Annotated in this window: 12 protein-coding genes; all 12 read left to right on the forward strand. The window is 32.0% G+C overall.

Features of this window, described 5'->3' with window-relative positions; translation table 11 throughout:
* The first annotated feature begins 11 nt into the window (after positions 1 to 11).
* The 12 genes from EXC59_RS00800 to fabG all read left to right on the forward strand — a co-directional run bounded on the left by EXC59_RS00800 (position 12) and on the right by fabG (position 14,210).
* Complete coding sequence (locus EXC59_RS00800; protein WP_035369017.1) at positions 12 to 4,943, forward strand: CvpA family protein; 4,932 nt, start codon at positions 12 to 14, stop codon at positions 4,941 to 4,943.
* A 117-nt stretch (positions 4,944 to 5,060) separates the two neighbouring features.
* Positions 5,061 to 5,945 carry a hypothetical protein gene (locus EXC59_RS00805; RefSeq protein WP_035369018.1) on the forward strand — a complete coding sequence of 295 codons (885 nt, stop codon included), beginning with the start codon at positions 5,061 to 5,063 and terminating at the stop codon, positions 5,943 to 5,945.
* A gap of 147 nt (positions 5,946 to 6,092) precedes the next feature.
* Positions 6,093 to 6,773 carry a hypothetical protein gene (locus EXC59_RS00810; RefSeq protein WP_035369019.1) on the forward strand — a complete coding sequence of 227 codons (681 nt, stop codon included), beginning with the start codon at positions 6,093 to 6,095 and terminating at the stop codon, positions 6,771 to 6,773.
* A gap of 174 nt (positions 6,774 to 6,947) precedes the next feature.
* Complete coding sequence (gene acpP / locus EXC59_RS00815) at positions 6,948 to 7,175, forward strand: acyl carrier protein (protein WP_035369020.1); 228 nt, start codon at positions 6,948 to 6,950, stop codon at positions 7,173 to 7,175.
* Positions 7,176 to 7,194: 19 nt separating this feature from the next.
* Positions 7,195 to 7,629: an acetyl-CoA carboxylase biotin carboxyl carrier protein gene (locus EXC59_RS00820; RefSeq protein ID WP_035369021.1), complete on the forward strand. Its 435-nt coding sequence runs from the start codon at positions 7,195 to 7,197 to the stop codon at positions 7,627 to 7,629.
* A gap of 3 nt (positions 7,630 to 7,632) precedes the next feature.
* Positions 7,633 to 9,012, forward strand: coding sequence for an acetyl-CoA carboxylase biotin carboxylase subunit (gene accC, locus EXC59_RS00825; RefSeq protein ID WP_162163979.1), 1,380 nt, complete (start codon positions 7,633 to 7,635; stop codon positions 9,010 to 9,012).
* Positions 8,993 to 9,871: an acetyl-CoA carboxylase, carboxyltransferase subunit beta gene (gene accD / locus EXC59_RS00830; protein ID WP_162163980.1), complete on the forward strand. Its 879-nt coding sequence runs from the start codon at positions 8,993 to 8,995 to the stop codon at positions 9,869 to 9,871. The genes accC and accD overlap by 20 nt, the downstream gene beginning before the upstream one ends.
* Positions 9,868 to 10,689 (forward strand): acetyl-CoA carboxylase carboxyltransferase subunit alpha, encoded by an 822-nt coding sequence (locus tag EXC59_RS00835; protein ID WP_035369024.1) that lies wholly within the window; start codon positions 9,868 to 9,870, stop codon positions 10,687 to 10,689. The genes accD and EXC59_RS00835 overlap by 4 nt, the downstream gene beginning before the upstream one ends.
* Positions 10,679 to 11,605, forward strand: coding sequence for a beta-ketoacyl-ACP synthase III (locus EXC59_RS00840; RefSeq protein ID WP_035369026.1), 927 nt, complete (start codon positions 10,679 to 10,681; stop codon positions 11,603 to 11,605). The genes EXC59_RS00835 and EXC59_RS00840 overlap by 11 nt, the downstream gene beginning before the upstream one ends.
* Positions 11,606 to 11,614: 9 nt before the next feature.
* On the forward strand, positions 11,615 to 12,547 hold the full coding sequence (gene fabK / locus EXC59_RS00845; RefSeq protein WP_162163981.1) for an enoyl-[acyl-carrier-protein] reductase FabK: 933 nt from the start codon (positions 11,615 to 11,617) through the stop codon (positions 12,545 to 12,547).
* Positions 12,544 to 13,464, forward strand: coding sequence for an ACP S-malonyltransferase (locus tag EXC59_RS00850; protein WP_162163982.1), 921 nt, complete (start codon positions 12,544 to 12,546; stop codon positions 13,462 to 13,464). The genes fabK and EXC59_RS00850 overlap by 4 nt, the downstream gene beginning before the upstream one ends.
* On the forward strand, positions 13,461 to 14,210 hold the full coding sequence (gene fabG, locus EXC59_RS00855; RefSeq protein ID WP_035369029.1) for a 3-oxoacyl-[acyl-carrier-protein] reductase: 750 nt from the start codon (positions 13,461 to 13,463) through the stop codon (positions 14,208 to 14,210). Before EXC59_RS00850 ends, fabG begins: the two co-directional genes overlap by 4 nt.

A 14,210-nucleotide genomic window follows, 5' to 3' on the forward strand; every position in this document is an offset into this window, starting at 1 on the left:
AGGATTAATGGATGCAAATAGATTATGCAAATTATCCTGATTTATTTTTATATGCACAGTTAGGTGCGGTAGGACTTGCGGCTTTATCAGGATTTCTATTTGGTTTAAAAAGGGGATTTTATAAAGCGTTATGGAATTTGGTTTCTAGTGTTGTGGTTTACGGAGGTTTTATTGCACTCCTTAGTTTAGTGCATTTAACTGATGTAGTTAAACCGGAAATGCTAAATCAAATTGTTCAAATGATTAACATACCTGAAGTAACAAAATATTATAACTATGTCATTGAGGCAAATGCTTTAAATGCGGTGTTATCAATTGTTGATTTAGTGATTAAAATTATTTTATTTGTTGTCTTAAGTGGATTTTTAAGATGGTTAATTAATGCACTAACATTCGGTATTGTTTGGTTATTTATTCGAAAAAAAGTTAAAAGATTACCTAAGCACCGTTTCTTAGGTGGTATGGTAGGTATGGTAAAGGGTGCAGCATTTTCTGTCATTCTTTTTATACCTGCATTAGTTTTATTTGATACCATTGTCGGCGATGGTTTAGAATCAAGTGAACCTGAACTTCAAGAAATAACAGAAGGTTTATCAAAAGCAAACGAAGTCAACATGATTCGTTATATTAATGAAATTGAAATTAATGGTGTTGGTGCTGGGAATTATTTATTTGACTTAGTATTTACATCAAAAGTTGATGAAACACAAACAATTACTTGGCGTGAAGAGTTAGTGTGGGTAGCAGAAGGCGTAAGAACTGCACTTCCTCAGTTATCAGAATTAGAAAATGGTGGATTTGAAAATTTCACAATTGACGATATCATTAGATATGAAGGCTTTTTCGTTAAGTTTTCAGAATCTAAGTTCTTAAATTCCCTTGTAAAACCAGGTATTAAAGTTGGATTAACCTTCTTAGCGGATGATGAATCAAATACATTTATTTCAAAAGATGATTTAGAAGCATTATATGCTAGAGTTGATGCCACAGAGATTGTCTTAAGTGAAGATATTTATGATATTTATTTAGCAGTTAAAGATTTATTAACAATCCAAGATTATCAAGCATGGCAAGCTTTATTTAATGATTATTCTAGGGTTGCTTTATTCGATGAAACACAACAAGCTTTATTTGTGAGTGCATTAAATAAAGTTGCTAACCTAGATTTAATCGAATTAGGTGATATTGCATTAGAAGTTGCTATCTTCATGGATGAAGTGAAACACAATATCACATGGATACAAACAGATGAACAAAAGGTTCAATTCTTAAATAATGTAAAAACAAAGATTACTGCCTATGAAGGCAATTTCATTCGTTCTGTATTAAATCAAACTGTTGATTTATTTGAAACAGTATTATACGAATTCCCAGGAATTGATCTAGATAATGATGGTATCGCAGATGTTGAATTAAAAGACTTCTTATCTAGAATTTCTGATTTGACGGTTATTTTAAATAGTGATGATACGTATCATGCATGGTTTAAAGATGCGTTAACTAAGTTTGGTGATTATCAAATTATTGATACATTTATGGAAGAAATCACTGATTATATGTTCTTCTCAATTAGTAATGCGGCAACTGGATGGGCTGAAGAAGAACTTGATTTATTATTAGAAATTATTAATGAAAACTTTGGTAGTACTGATGATTTAAAACGTGAGTTAGCATGGATTGCTGATGTTTATAAAGAATTAGGAAAATTAAATATTGCTGTTGATTTAGCAAATAATGAAGATTTTGTTGTAATTTTAGATAACTTATTAACAACTAATGATGGCAGAGAACAATTTAAAATTACATTCAATAAGATTTTAGATGGACAAACAATTAGTCAATTAACAAATCGCATGAGTAGAGCTTTAGTTGATAAATTCTTGACAGAGCCGCTTGAGTTAGTTGAACCAATCACTGCTGCAATGGATATTCCTACTTTCCAATTTAGAACTGAAATGGATGCAGTCGTAGACATTGTATTAGGTTTATATGAAGAAGGGTTAACATTAGCTGATGCATTTAGTGACAATGCGAATATGATTGCAACCTTACTGCCAGCATTAATTGAGTTTGTCAAAGATGAAGACAATAAAAATTCAGTTTTATCATCAAATATCTTATACTCATTTATTAACTATAATTTAACTAAACTTGATGCCATTACCGTTCCGGATACAGCATTTGAAACAACTGGTGTTTATGCAACATGGATAAAAAAATCTGAATTATCAGTTGTCTTAGATGTATTAGGTGGTTTAGCTGATGAAATGGAAGCACAAGGATTAAATATTGCTGATTTATTCAGTGGTGAAAATGCTGATTTATTAACGGACTTATTGCCAGTGATTAAAAATTATGCTTCAGATGATGATAATAGAACATTATTATTAAGTTCTGAAATTCTATACTACACATTATCTGAAAATCTAAAAGAAGTTGATGCACTTGAAGTTCCAGAAGATGCATTAGATACGCTTGCTCCATATGAAAATTGGATTTTAAGAACAGAATTAGATAAGTTATTAAGAGCAATTATTATTATTGATATCGACATTCCTGCTGAAGGTGAATCACTTGATTTATCAGGTATTACAGGAGAAAAATTACGAGATGTTATTGCAGTAGAATCTGCAATTATTAGACGTAATATAACAACACAATTATTAGCAGCTAATCTATTAACAATTCCAACGCCAGCCTTTATGAATCCAATTGATTTAAAAGACTTGAAACAAGAAGAGTTATTATCGTTAGCTGATTTACTAGTAACATTAAACTTAGACTTAGGTGCATTAGGAGAGGATTCAGATCCTACTTCAATTCTAAATACTGTTTTAGTGGATAACTTAATTTCAATTGATTATGAAGACTCATTCTTAATCCGTTCATTCATTACAATGGGTATTGAATCCGGATTAACATTGCATCCATTAGCAATGGATCCAGTACATAACGAAATACTATCTGCAACAGAAATTGGCGAATTGTTCAAGATTTTAGATACTTTAGACCCAGATGATAACATGACTGTTCAAGAATTATTAGACACAATGAGTGACCCTAATAACTTAACATTCAAACAAGTAAGTGATATTGTTAATGCGGGTGATTCAATTATTATTCGTTCATTACTATCAGAAAATCTATTAGCAATCAGTTTAATTAGTGATTTAAATCTCAAAGAAGAAGTCTACCATAATGATGGTACGGCATACGTACATGATTTATTAAGTTATGATGAAGTGAAACGATTAGTTGCTTCCTTAATTCATGTAGCTGATAGTGAAGACGATTTCGTTATGGATTTAGCATCTGGTTTAGATGTGAATGCAATAACACTAGATAAGATTAACTTAATGATTGGTGAAAGTTCATTAATCGTCAATACATTAGTTTCAACGAAAATTGATGAGTTAGGCGTCATTGATATTCATCCGGATGCACAAGATCAAGATGGTGAAATTATGAATGTTCACTTACAAGGCATGATGCAAGCATTAGCTAATACATTAGGTGGCACAACAACAATTAACGACTTAGACACAATTCAAGATGAATTATCAATTGGTAATTTAAGAACACTGATTACATCAGATTCATTAATCATTAATTACTTCATGACTAAGATGATTCTTGATAATGTTGGCCAACAATATGATCGTACATTAGCGCATGATTCAGATCCATTAGTCTTCTCATCAACTGAATTTACAAACTTATTTAATGGCTTAGCAGTCTTAGACCCTGCAGGCGATGAAACAACACAAGTTGTGGAAGTTGTTGGTTCATTAAACGACTTAACAATTACTGAAGTATCTCAAGTGGTTGCCTCTGGATCTCATATTTTAAGAGCAAGAATTTCTCATGAATTAATTACAAATCTTGGTGAAGATGATATTCATCCACATACAATAGATGGAAATGGTGATATCTTACAAGCAGATTTAGATGATTTATTCTTAGCATTAGCAATCTTAGGTCCAAATACAAAAGTCACTGAATTAGGCACATTAGTATCTGATAATATGACTTTACAAACAATTAGTGATATGAGACAATCTAATTCAAGAATCTTTGAAGGTATGTTATCTAAGATTATTGTTCGCACAATGAGCGCGCAAGACGTTGAAATTCGAGATGATGTATATGTGAATGATATCGAATTAGGTAAAGATGGATTTGGTTTATTAACTGCAACTGAAGTTACAAGTTTATTAAACTCAATTGGTATCTTATCAGGTAATCCAAATAGCCCACTGCTAAGTGTTGTACAAGGCGTAAATATCAATACAATTTCACCGTTAATGTTAGGAGATATCGCAGATGAAGAATCAGTAATTATCTATAGATTAATTACCAAAAATATTATTGATTCAGGAATCTCAGTACCAACTGATTCATTACAAGCGGGATACTTGAATGAATATCTAACTAAACTTGAATTAACAAACATTGGATTAGCGTTAGATGCGTTTGGATTAACTTCTCTAGAAGTAAACTCAATTAACTCACAAACAACTTCATTTACAATCTTACGTAATGTAGTTGCTAAAGACTCAATGATTGTGAATAGAAAAGTATCTGAAGGTATTGTAAGTGCGAACCTTGATACAGTTGAATCACATGAAACTATGGAAGATAATGATATTCAAACAGAAGAAATTCTTAACTTATTTGATGCGTTTGAAGCGTTAAGCCTATCAAATATTGCTGATAAAGATAGCATATCTGTATTCCAATTATTCGCAGCTGCACAAAGCATACCGCAAGCAGACTTTGAAACTTATATTGGTTATGGAGAATTAGATGAAGAAAAAGGTATGACAATTGTTAAGGACTTCTTAATTGAAAGACTTGATGATCAAATCCCTGACTTCTCAAATCCAGGTCAAAATATTCGTGTTCAAACAAGACAAGATTTAATTGATTTAATCTACGGATAAAAAGTAAAAGGGCTAGTTTTGATAAACTAGTCCTTTCTTTTATGATTTCCTTTTGTAAACATTAGTTATTTTGATACAATCAAATTAAGAATAGAAATCATTAATAAGGTGAAAAAAATGATAGCAGATAAATTTACGCAGCCGTTTGGAGCAGAAACATCTGACAAAGGTGTTACTTTTGTGTTAAACGATTATGAAGGGGTCATGTTAGAAGTTAAATATAGTTTTGTAAATTATGTTTTTGCAGGATTTATACTTGAGCGAACATTAACAAGACAAGAAATTGGTGAACTTGCATCAGTTGCGGGCATGCGACTACAAGTACTTTCAACATATAAAGAATTTAATTTAGTTGGTCTTATGTTAAATATGAAGTTGGATATGGCAAAATCTATCTTAGAAAAAATTGTAGAAAAATTAAAAACAATGAATATTAATGTATTAACAAATAATATTTTTAGTGATAAAGAAAAAGATGCATATTTTGATTTTTTATTTAACTTTAATCAATTTAAATTTAAAGGCTTAAAACTGCCTGTTAATAAAGAAGATTTAGAAAAACGTATGAAGTACAATGAAGCAGTAGAAAAAGAAAAAGAATCAAACTTTACGCATGCAATTGTATTAGCATTTGTAGGTTCAGTTTTAGGTGCAATTCCAGCGTTTTTAGCTTTATTCATGGGTGGATTCATGCACTTCCTTTTATATCTACCAATTCCAATTGTTTCAGTCTTTTTATATAAACGCGCCAAAGGTCCTTCAAAACCTTTAGCAACCATTTTAGTCAGTGTATTTACGTTAGTTATTGTTGTGGGGATGATTTTATTTGCCTATAGTTCACTTGCACTTTATGAAAATATGACATTATCTCAACTGCTTAATCAAGAAGGCATCATGGCAGAGTTTGTTTCAAATATGTTATTTAGTTTGTTAGGTGCTTGTTTTGCTATTTATGCTTCATTTAGATATATTAATCTATCAGGAAATAAAGAAAGTATTTAACTCAATCTAAATTTTAAAGAACTCAAGTGTTTGAGTTCTTTTTTATTACTTAAGTAGGGATAGTTTTAGTTATGGAAAGATATTTTTTCTTTATCAAAAATAAATATAGTATAATTAAAGTAGTAAATAATAAAGAGGGGAAAAATAATGAAAAAAGCAAGTTATGGTTGGTTATTAAAGTTTATTCTTGCAGCAATTTTAATTACTGTGGGTGCCACAATGTTCTTTAGACAAGAACTCGTTTATTTAATCACAGGATTAGGTATTGTGATCTTTAGTTTATTTAGAATTGTTCCATTAATGAAATCGCTAAATAAAGAAGTGTTAAGAACAATTAATTTAATTGAAGTATTAATTGATACAATTCTTGGCGCGATTATGATTTATGCTGGCATACAAGCGTTAAATAATGAATTAGCATTAAATGATGGTTGGGGATTAGTTTACCGTTATACATTAGTGACTGTGTTTGTTATTCGTGCAATTGTCTTCTTATATTCAGTTACTTTCTTAGGTGAAAAAACTGAACAAGTTAAATTCTGGAGTCATATAATTGTGTTTGCTATTGGGGTTGCGATGGCAGCTTACCAAGACTTTAATGCAGAATGGGTTGCATGGTTAATTCTATTTATTTCTGTATTAGGTGGCGGCTACTTAATTTATGATGGAACAAGAGGTTACGGTAAATATCGTGAATTTAGTAAAGAATTAAATGAAGGTAAAGTAAAAGAAAAAGAAGTTAAAAAAGATAAACGTATTGAAAAAGAATTACCTAAAGAAAGTGAAGTCATTATTGAAAAAGATGATGATAGACCATACGTTAGTTAATTAAAATCAAAGTGCTATTAAACTTAGTTTAGTAGCACTTTTTATTATATAAAGATGTAAGCGATTTCAAATAGTTTGAATTTCAAAATATTTGACATATAAAATAAAAGGTGTATAATCAAAATATGTTTGAATTTCAAAATGTTTGATATTAAAAATAGAGAGGGAAAAGACATGTTAGAACAAGTTATTGAAATCATTTCAGATGAATTAAATTTAGATAAAGAGCAAATTAAAAAAGAATCAAGATTAAGAGAAGATTTAGGCGTTGACTCATTAGACGTTGTTGAATTAGTAATGCGTTTAGAAGAAACATTTAATGTATCTGTTGCAGATGACGCAGCACAAAAATTAGAAACTGTTGGAGACATTGTAGATTATTTAGCAACTCTAAAAGCTTAATTTACAATCATCATAAGACATGAAAATAAATGAGATTAAGAGTATCATTAAAGATTTTGAAAACTCTAATTTACAAGTATTAGAGTTTGAATCAAATGATGTAAAACTTAAGTTATCAAAAAATAAAAACGAAGAAGTAACTAGATTGAATGAACCTCAAGCACATAAAGAAGTTAAAGAGGTTGTTAGTCTTAGTGAAATCAAAGAGCCAAATTTACCTAAATCTGTGATTAAGTCACCTTTAGTAGGGACATTCTATGAATCCAGTACACCAAATGGTAAACCGTTTGTAAGTGTTGGACAAGAAGTCAAAAAAGGGCAAGTTGTTTGTATCGTTGAAGCAATGAAAATTATGAATGAAATTACGTCTCCAGTTGATGGAAAGATTGAATCTGTTAACTTTAAAAATGGAGATGTTATTGGCTTTAACGATGCACTCTTCACATTGGTGTAGCATATGGGGATCAATAAAATATTAGTAGCTAACAGGGGTGAAATTGCCGTTCGCGTCATTCGAACTTGTAAAGAGTTAGGCATTCCTGTTGTTTCAGTATACTCTACTGCAGATGAAAGTAGTTTACATGTTAAGTTGGCAGATGAAGCTGTTTGTATTGGAACGCCTCGTTCTAAGGACAGTTATTTGAATATGCAATCTGTATTATCAGCTGCAATAGCAACCGGATGTAACGCGATTCATCCAGGATATGGATTTTTATCTGAAAATCCTAAGTTTATTGAAATGGTAGAAGCTACTGGAATTACATTTATTGGACCGAGTGCGAACGTTGTTAGCCGATTAGGAGATAAAGCAACTGCTAAAATGATTGCTAAACAATGTGGTGTGCCTGTTGTTGAAGGTTCAGATGGAATTATTTTAGATCAAGAAGATGGCTTAAAAATAGCAAGAAAAATTGGATATCCAGTGATGATTAAAGCAAGTGCTGGTGGTGGTGGACGCGGAATTGCAATAGCAAATAGTGACACTGAGTTCTTAAAAGCATTTGAAATGACATCAATGGAAGCAGAATCATCATTTGGTGATAAATCAGTCTATATCGAAAAATTTGTAGAAAATCCAAGACATGTTGAAATTCAAATCATGGCTGATAAGCATGGCAATGTTGTTCATCTATTTGAACGTGATTGTTCAATGCAAAGACGTAACCAAAAGATGATTGAAGAAGCACCAAGTTCAATGCTAGATGATAGTTTAAGAAAAAAAATGGGAGAATCTGCAGTAAAACTTGCCAAACATGTTGGTTATGTTGGTGCTGGTACCATTGAATTTTTAGTCGACTCAAGAAAAAATTATTATTTCATGGAAATGAACACAAGAATTCAAGTTGAACATCCAGTAACAGAAATGATTACTGGTATTGATCTTGTGAAAGAACAAATTAAAGTAGCTTACGGTAAAGAATTATCATTTAAACAAAAAGATTTACAAATTTTAGGACATTCAATTGAATGTCGTATTAATGCTGAAAATCCGTTAAATAACTTTATTCCAACGCCAGGTAAAATCAAAAAGATTTTATTCCCGGGTGGTTTTAATGTGAGATTTGATTCGCATATTTATCCGGATTATGAAGTGCCTCCTTTTTACGATTCGATGTTAGGTAAACTAATTGTTTTTGCCCCTACACGAAAAGAAGCAATTAGAAAAATGAGGGTTGCACTTGAACAATTAGTTATTGAAGGTATTACAACAAATATTGAATATCAGTATGCAATTATGCATACACCAGAGTTTATTAAAGGGGCTTACGATACTGGGTTTATCGCTAAGTTTAATGGGTTAATCCAAGGTGAATACAATGAAGAACTTCTTGGATGAACGAAGAGAAAGATTAAATAAGTTTCAAGAACTTATCAATCGTAAACAAGTTGAATTTAAACCAATTGATATACCAGATGGTGTATTTACACAATGTGAGCAATGCAACTCTGCAATTTATAATAAAGATTTAATGCAAAATCTAGATGTTTGTCCATTCTGCGGATATCACTTAAAAATCGATGCGCATAAGCGTATCCTTTTTACAGTAGATGAAAACTCATTTGTAGAACTAGATAAAGAGGTAACTTCATTAAATCCTTTAGGGATGCCTGAATATGAAGATAAGTTAAATAAAGGCAAAAGAATGAGTAAGATGAATGAAGCTTTTTTATCGGGTACTGCAACACTAGATGGAATAAAGGTTGCAATTGGTGTCTTAGACTCATACTTTATGATGGGTTCTATGGGGAGTGCAGTAGGAGAAAAAGTAACTAGACTGATTGAATACAGTGCGCATAACAATTTACCTTTAATCATCTTTAGTGCATCTGGTGGTGCACGTATGCAAGAAAGTATCTTATCGTTAATGCAAATGGCTAAAACATCAGCAGCGTTAAATTTATTAGAACAAAAGAAAATTTTATATATATCTGTTTTAACTAATCCAACAACTGGTGGTGTTGCAGCTAGTTTTGCAAGTTTAGGTGACATTATGATTGCTGAGCGCTCTAGTGTGATTGGATTTGCTGGTGCTAGAGTGATTAAACAAACCATTGGGCAAGATTTACCAGCTGGATTTCAAACAGATCAATTTCAACTTGAAAAAGGTCAAGTTGATATGGTTGTTTTAAGGAAAAACATGAAAGAAACTTTAGTTAAATTATTAAAACTACATCAGTACGAGGTCAAGCGATGAATCATGTAGATAATGTATGGAATAGAGTAAAAACTGCTCGTAATCAAAATCGACCAACTTCAGTAGAATTAATCAAACATTTGTTTCCTGATTTTATTGAATTACATGGGGATAGAGCCTTTTTAGATGATCAAGCAATGATTGGTGGGTTAGCAACACTAGATGGTATTCCTGTGACGATTATTGCAGAAGAAAAAGGAACAACAACCGAAGAAAAAATTAAGCACAACTTTGGCATGCCACATCCAGAAGGGTATAGAAAAGCCTTAAGGTTAATGAAGCAAGCCGAAAAATTCAAACGTCCAATTATCACAATTATTGATACACCTGGAGCATATCCAGGAATTGGTGCTGAGGAACGTGGTCAAGCGCAAATGATTGCAGTATTATTAAAAGAACTATCTGTTCTAAAGACACCAATTTTAGTGGTGATCTTAGGAGAAGGTGGTTCTGGAGGAGCACTAGCAATTGGTGTTGGAGACTATATTATGATGTTTGAAAATGCAATATATTCAATTTTATCTCCAGAAGGTTTTGCATCAATTTTATTTAAAGACAGTACAAAAGCAAAAGAAGCTGCAGCTTTAATGAAAATGACTGCAGAAGATTTAAAAGAATTGAAAATTATTGATGAAATCATTCCTGAAGGTGAAGGACTTCATATAGAAAATTCGGTTGGTTTTAAAAATTTAAGGAAAAGTTTAAGCAAAAAATTAAAAGAACTCATCAAATTAGATAGTGAAACATTAATTCAAAAACGTATTTTAAAGTTTAGGGTGATGGGTGTATACAAAGAGGAAATATCACATGAAAATTAAAGTCATATCAACTGGGAAGTACGTTCCAAGTCGTGTGGTATCCAACGCTGATTTTGAGAAAACAATTGATACTTCAGATGAATGGATTGTAACTAGAACTGGAATTAAAAGAAGACACTTTGTAAATGAAAATGAAAACGTCGTTGACTTAGCATACAATGCAGCAATTGATGCAATTAAAAAAGGGCACGTTGATGTTAATGAAATAGATTTAATTATCGTTGCAACAATTACCAATCAAGTAAGAACACCATCTGTTGCCAATCTTGTTCAAGCAAGATTAGGCTTAAATCAAAAAAATGTGATGACTTTTGATATGAATGCAGCCTGTTCAGGTTTTGTATATGCACTTGAAGTGGCAAGTAGTTTATTAAATAGTAGTTATCATAAAAAAGCACTCATCATTGGCAGTGAACATATGAGTTCAATTATTGACTTTACCGATCGTGGCACTTGCATACTCTTTGGAGATGGGGCAGGGGCAATGATTGTAGAAAAGAGTCAAAATAAAACAGATGAAGTTTTCTTCTATAATGCGTCAAAAGGTGATGATGAAGGTATTTTATGGATTAATCCAATCGTAAAGATGGATGGTAAAGAAGTTTATAAATTTGCCACAGACATTATGCCTAAGGCAATTATAGAAGTTTTAAATAGAGCAAATTTAAGATTAGAAGAAATTGATTTAATTATTCCGCACCAGGCCAATTTAAGAATTATTCAAAGTGTAAGTAAATCAATGAATTTACCGATGGATAAATTCTTGGTTAACATTGATGAGTATGGAAATACTTCATCAGCAAGTATTCCAATCTTAATTGATGAATACAAAGAAAAAAATAAAGAAAATAAAAAAGTATTACTCGTAGGATTTGGCGGTGGATTTACATGGGGAGCCGCAATCCTCAACCTATAAGGAGAATATATGAAAAACATATCTGAATTATTTAAAACAAAGTATCCTGTGATTCAAGGCGGTATGGCTAACATTGCAACGCATCAGTTAGCATCAGCAGTTTCAAACGCAGGAGGATTAGGCTTAATTGGTGCTGGTGGCTGTGATGCAAACTGGGTAAGAGAAGAAATTAGAAAGACCAAAGCATTAACAGATAAACCTTTTGGTGTAAACGTGATGTTAATGAGCCCTCATGCTGAAGCAATTTCGGATGTAGTTGTAGAAGAGGGTGTAAAAATTGTGACAACTGGTGCAGGTAATCCTGGTCCATACATGGAAAAATGGAAAAAAGCTGGAATTATCGTAGTGCCTGTTGTCCCAAGTGTTGCCTTAGCAATTCGTATGGAACGCGCTGGTGCAGATGCGGTTGTTGTTGAAGGAACTGAGGCAGGCGGTCATATTGGTGAATTAACAACAATGGCACTTGTTCCTCAAGTGTCTGATGCGGTAAACATTCCTGTTATTGCAGCTGGTGGTATTGCTGATAAACGTGGTGTATTAGCGGCGTTTGCATTAGGAGCTAAAGGTGTTCAAATTGGTACAGTTTTTCTTGCAAGTGAAGAAGCACCAATTCATGAGAATTATAAACATAAAGTTGTAGATGCGCGTGATACTGAAACGGTTGTTACAGGACGTGGAACTGGTGCACCGGTTCGTGTATTAAAAAATAAAATGAGCCAAGAATACTTAAGAATGACAAAAGAGGGTGTTCCTTTAGAAGAATTAGAAAAATTAACTTTAGGATCACTTCGTCGTGCAGTATTTGATGGTGATAAAGATACGGGTTCATTTATGGCAGGACAAATTGCAGGTTTAGTTAAAGCAGTTAGACCAGTAAAAGATATCCTTTCTGACTTATTTGATGATGTAAATAACTATAAAGAAAGATTAGAAGTTTTATGAAATTAGCAGTCTTATTTGCAGGTCAAGGTGCTCAAGTAAAAGATATGGGTTTAGACTTTATTAATTTAAATTCTACGCTTAAAACTTTGGCAGAAGAAATCAGTAAATATTTAGACTTCGATTTTATTCATTTATTAAGTGATGAAGAAAAAATTAATGATACAAGATACACGCAGCCTTTAATGATTGGTGTTGAAATTTTAATTTATGAATATTTAAAAAAAATGGGATTAAAACCCGATGGCTTTACTGGATTTTCATTAGGGGAGTATGCAGCACTTTATGCATCAGGTATTTATGACATACCATCCATTATGAAGTTAATTGACTATAGAGCGCAACTTATGAGTGAAGTTTCTAAAACAACACAAGGAAAAATGGCAGCAATTTTAGGACTTGAAGATACGTTAGTTGATGAAGTTTGTAAGGTAATTTCAAACGAAACTGAGATCGTTGTTGCAGCAAACTTTAATTCAAGTCATCAAACAGTTATATCAGGTAGTGAAAAGGCTGTTTTAACAGCAATTGAAGTGTTAAAAGAAAAGGGAGCAAAAAGAGCATTGCTTCTTAATGTAAGTGGTGCATTCCATTCACCTTATATGAAGGAAAGTGGAATTAAATTAAGAGTCTTTGGAAATGACTTTAAGAGAAACCCAATTCAAACACCTCTTTATAAAAATACAGATGCCAATCGATTGAAAGATGAAGAAGTATTAGATGAAATAGAAAAACAAATCTATTCACCGGTTTATTTTAAACAAACGATTGAACAGATGGTTATAGATGGATATACACATTTTTTAGAAATAGGTCCAGGATCAGTTTTAACTTCTCTTGTGAAAAAAATTAATCCAGATTTAATCACATTCAATGTATCCAAAGTAGAAGATATTGAAAAAATAAAAGGAGTCTTATGATGATTTTAAAAGATAAAGTTGCCTTAGTTACAGGTTCATCCACTGGGATTGGTAAAGCGATCGCTACTAAATTAGCATCAATGGGTGCAAATGTTGTTATTAATTATTTTGTTGGACCAGAAGAAGCTGAAAGAGTTGCTGAAGAAATTAGAAAAACTTATGGCGTAAAAGCAGTTGCTTTACATGCGGATGTTTCTAGTTTTGAATCAAGTCAAAAGTTGATTGAAGATACGATCAAAGTATTAGGTGGATTAAATATTGTTGTTAATAACGCAGGGATTACCGATGATGGACTAATTTTAAGGATGACTGAAAATCAGTTTGATCGAGTTATTAATACAAATTTAAAAGGTGTATTTAATATTTGTAAACATTCAGCAAGAGTATTATTAAAGTCTGATTATGGAAGAATTATTAATATTGCTTCAGTCATTGGTGAATACGGTAATGTAGGTCAAGTCAATTATGGTGCAGCAAAAGCTGGTGTGATTGGAATCACAAAAACACTTGCTAAAGAATTTGCAAGTAGAAAAGTTACAGTGAATGCAGTTGCCCCAGGATTTATTGAAACGGCAATGACTGCTAAATTACCAGAAGAAATAAGAAATGAAATGTTAAAACATATTGCGATGGGATCTTATGGAAGACCAGAAGATATCGCTAATGTGGTGGCATTTTTAGCATCACCAGATGCTTCATATGTAACAGGAGTTGTTATTGATGTTGATGGTGGGCTAACTATTTAA

This window comes from Acholeplasma hippikon (assembly GCF_900660755.1).
Classification (GTDB): domain Bacteria; phylum Bacillota_I; class Bacilli_A; order Acholeplasmatales; family Acholeplasmataceae; genus Acholeplasma; species Acholeplasma hippikon.

Coding starts and splice junctions, on each gene's coding strand:
- EXC59_RS00800 (WP_035369017.1), top strand. CDS start 12: ATGCAAATAGATTATGCAAATTATCCTGATTTATTTTTATATGCACAG.
- EXC59_RS00805 (WP_035369018.1), top strand. CDS start 5,061: ATGATAGCAGATAAATTTACGCAGCCGTTTGGAGCAGAAACATCTGAC.
- EXC59_RS00810 (WP_035369019.1), top strand. CDS start 6,093: ATGAAAAAAGCAAGTTATGGTTGGTTATTAAAGTTTATTCTTGCAGCA.
- acpP (WP_035369020.1), top strand. CDS start 6,948: ATGTTAGAACAAGTTATTGAAATCATTTCAGATGAATTAAATTTAGAT.
- EXC59_RS00820 (WP_035369021.1), top strand. CDS start 7,195: ATGAAAATAAATGAGATTAAGAGTATCATTAAAGATTTTGAAAACTCT.
- accC (WP_162163979.1), top strand. CDS start 7,633: ATGGGGATCAATAAAATATTAGTAGCTAACAGGGGTGAAATTGCCGTT.
- accD (WP_162163980.1), top strand. CDS start 8,993: ATGAAGAACTTCTTGGATGAACGAAGAGAAAGATTAAATAAGTTTCAA.
- EXC59_RS00835 (WP_035369024.1), top strand. CDS start 9,868: ATGAATCATGTAGATAATGTATGGAATAGAGTAAAAACTGCTCGTAAT.
- EXC59_RS00840 (WP_035369026.1), top strand. CDS start 10,679: ATGAAAATTAAAGTCATATCAACTGGGAAGTACGTTCCAAGTCGTGTG.
- fabK (WP_162163981.1), top strand. CDS start 11,615: ATGAAAAACATATCTGAATTATTTAAAACAAAGTATCCTGTGATTCAA.
- EXC59_RS00850 (WP_162163982.1), top strand. CDS start 12,544: ATGAAATTAGCAGTCTTATTTGCAGGTCAAGGTGCTCAAGTAAAAGAT.
- fabG (WP_035369029.1), top strand. CDS start 13,461: ATGATGATTTTAAAAGATAAAGTTGCCTTAGTTACAGGTTCATCCACT.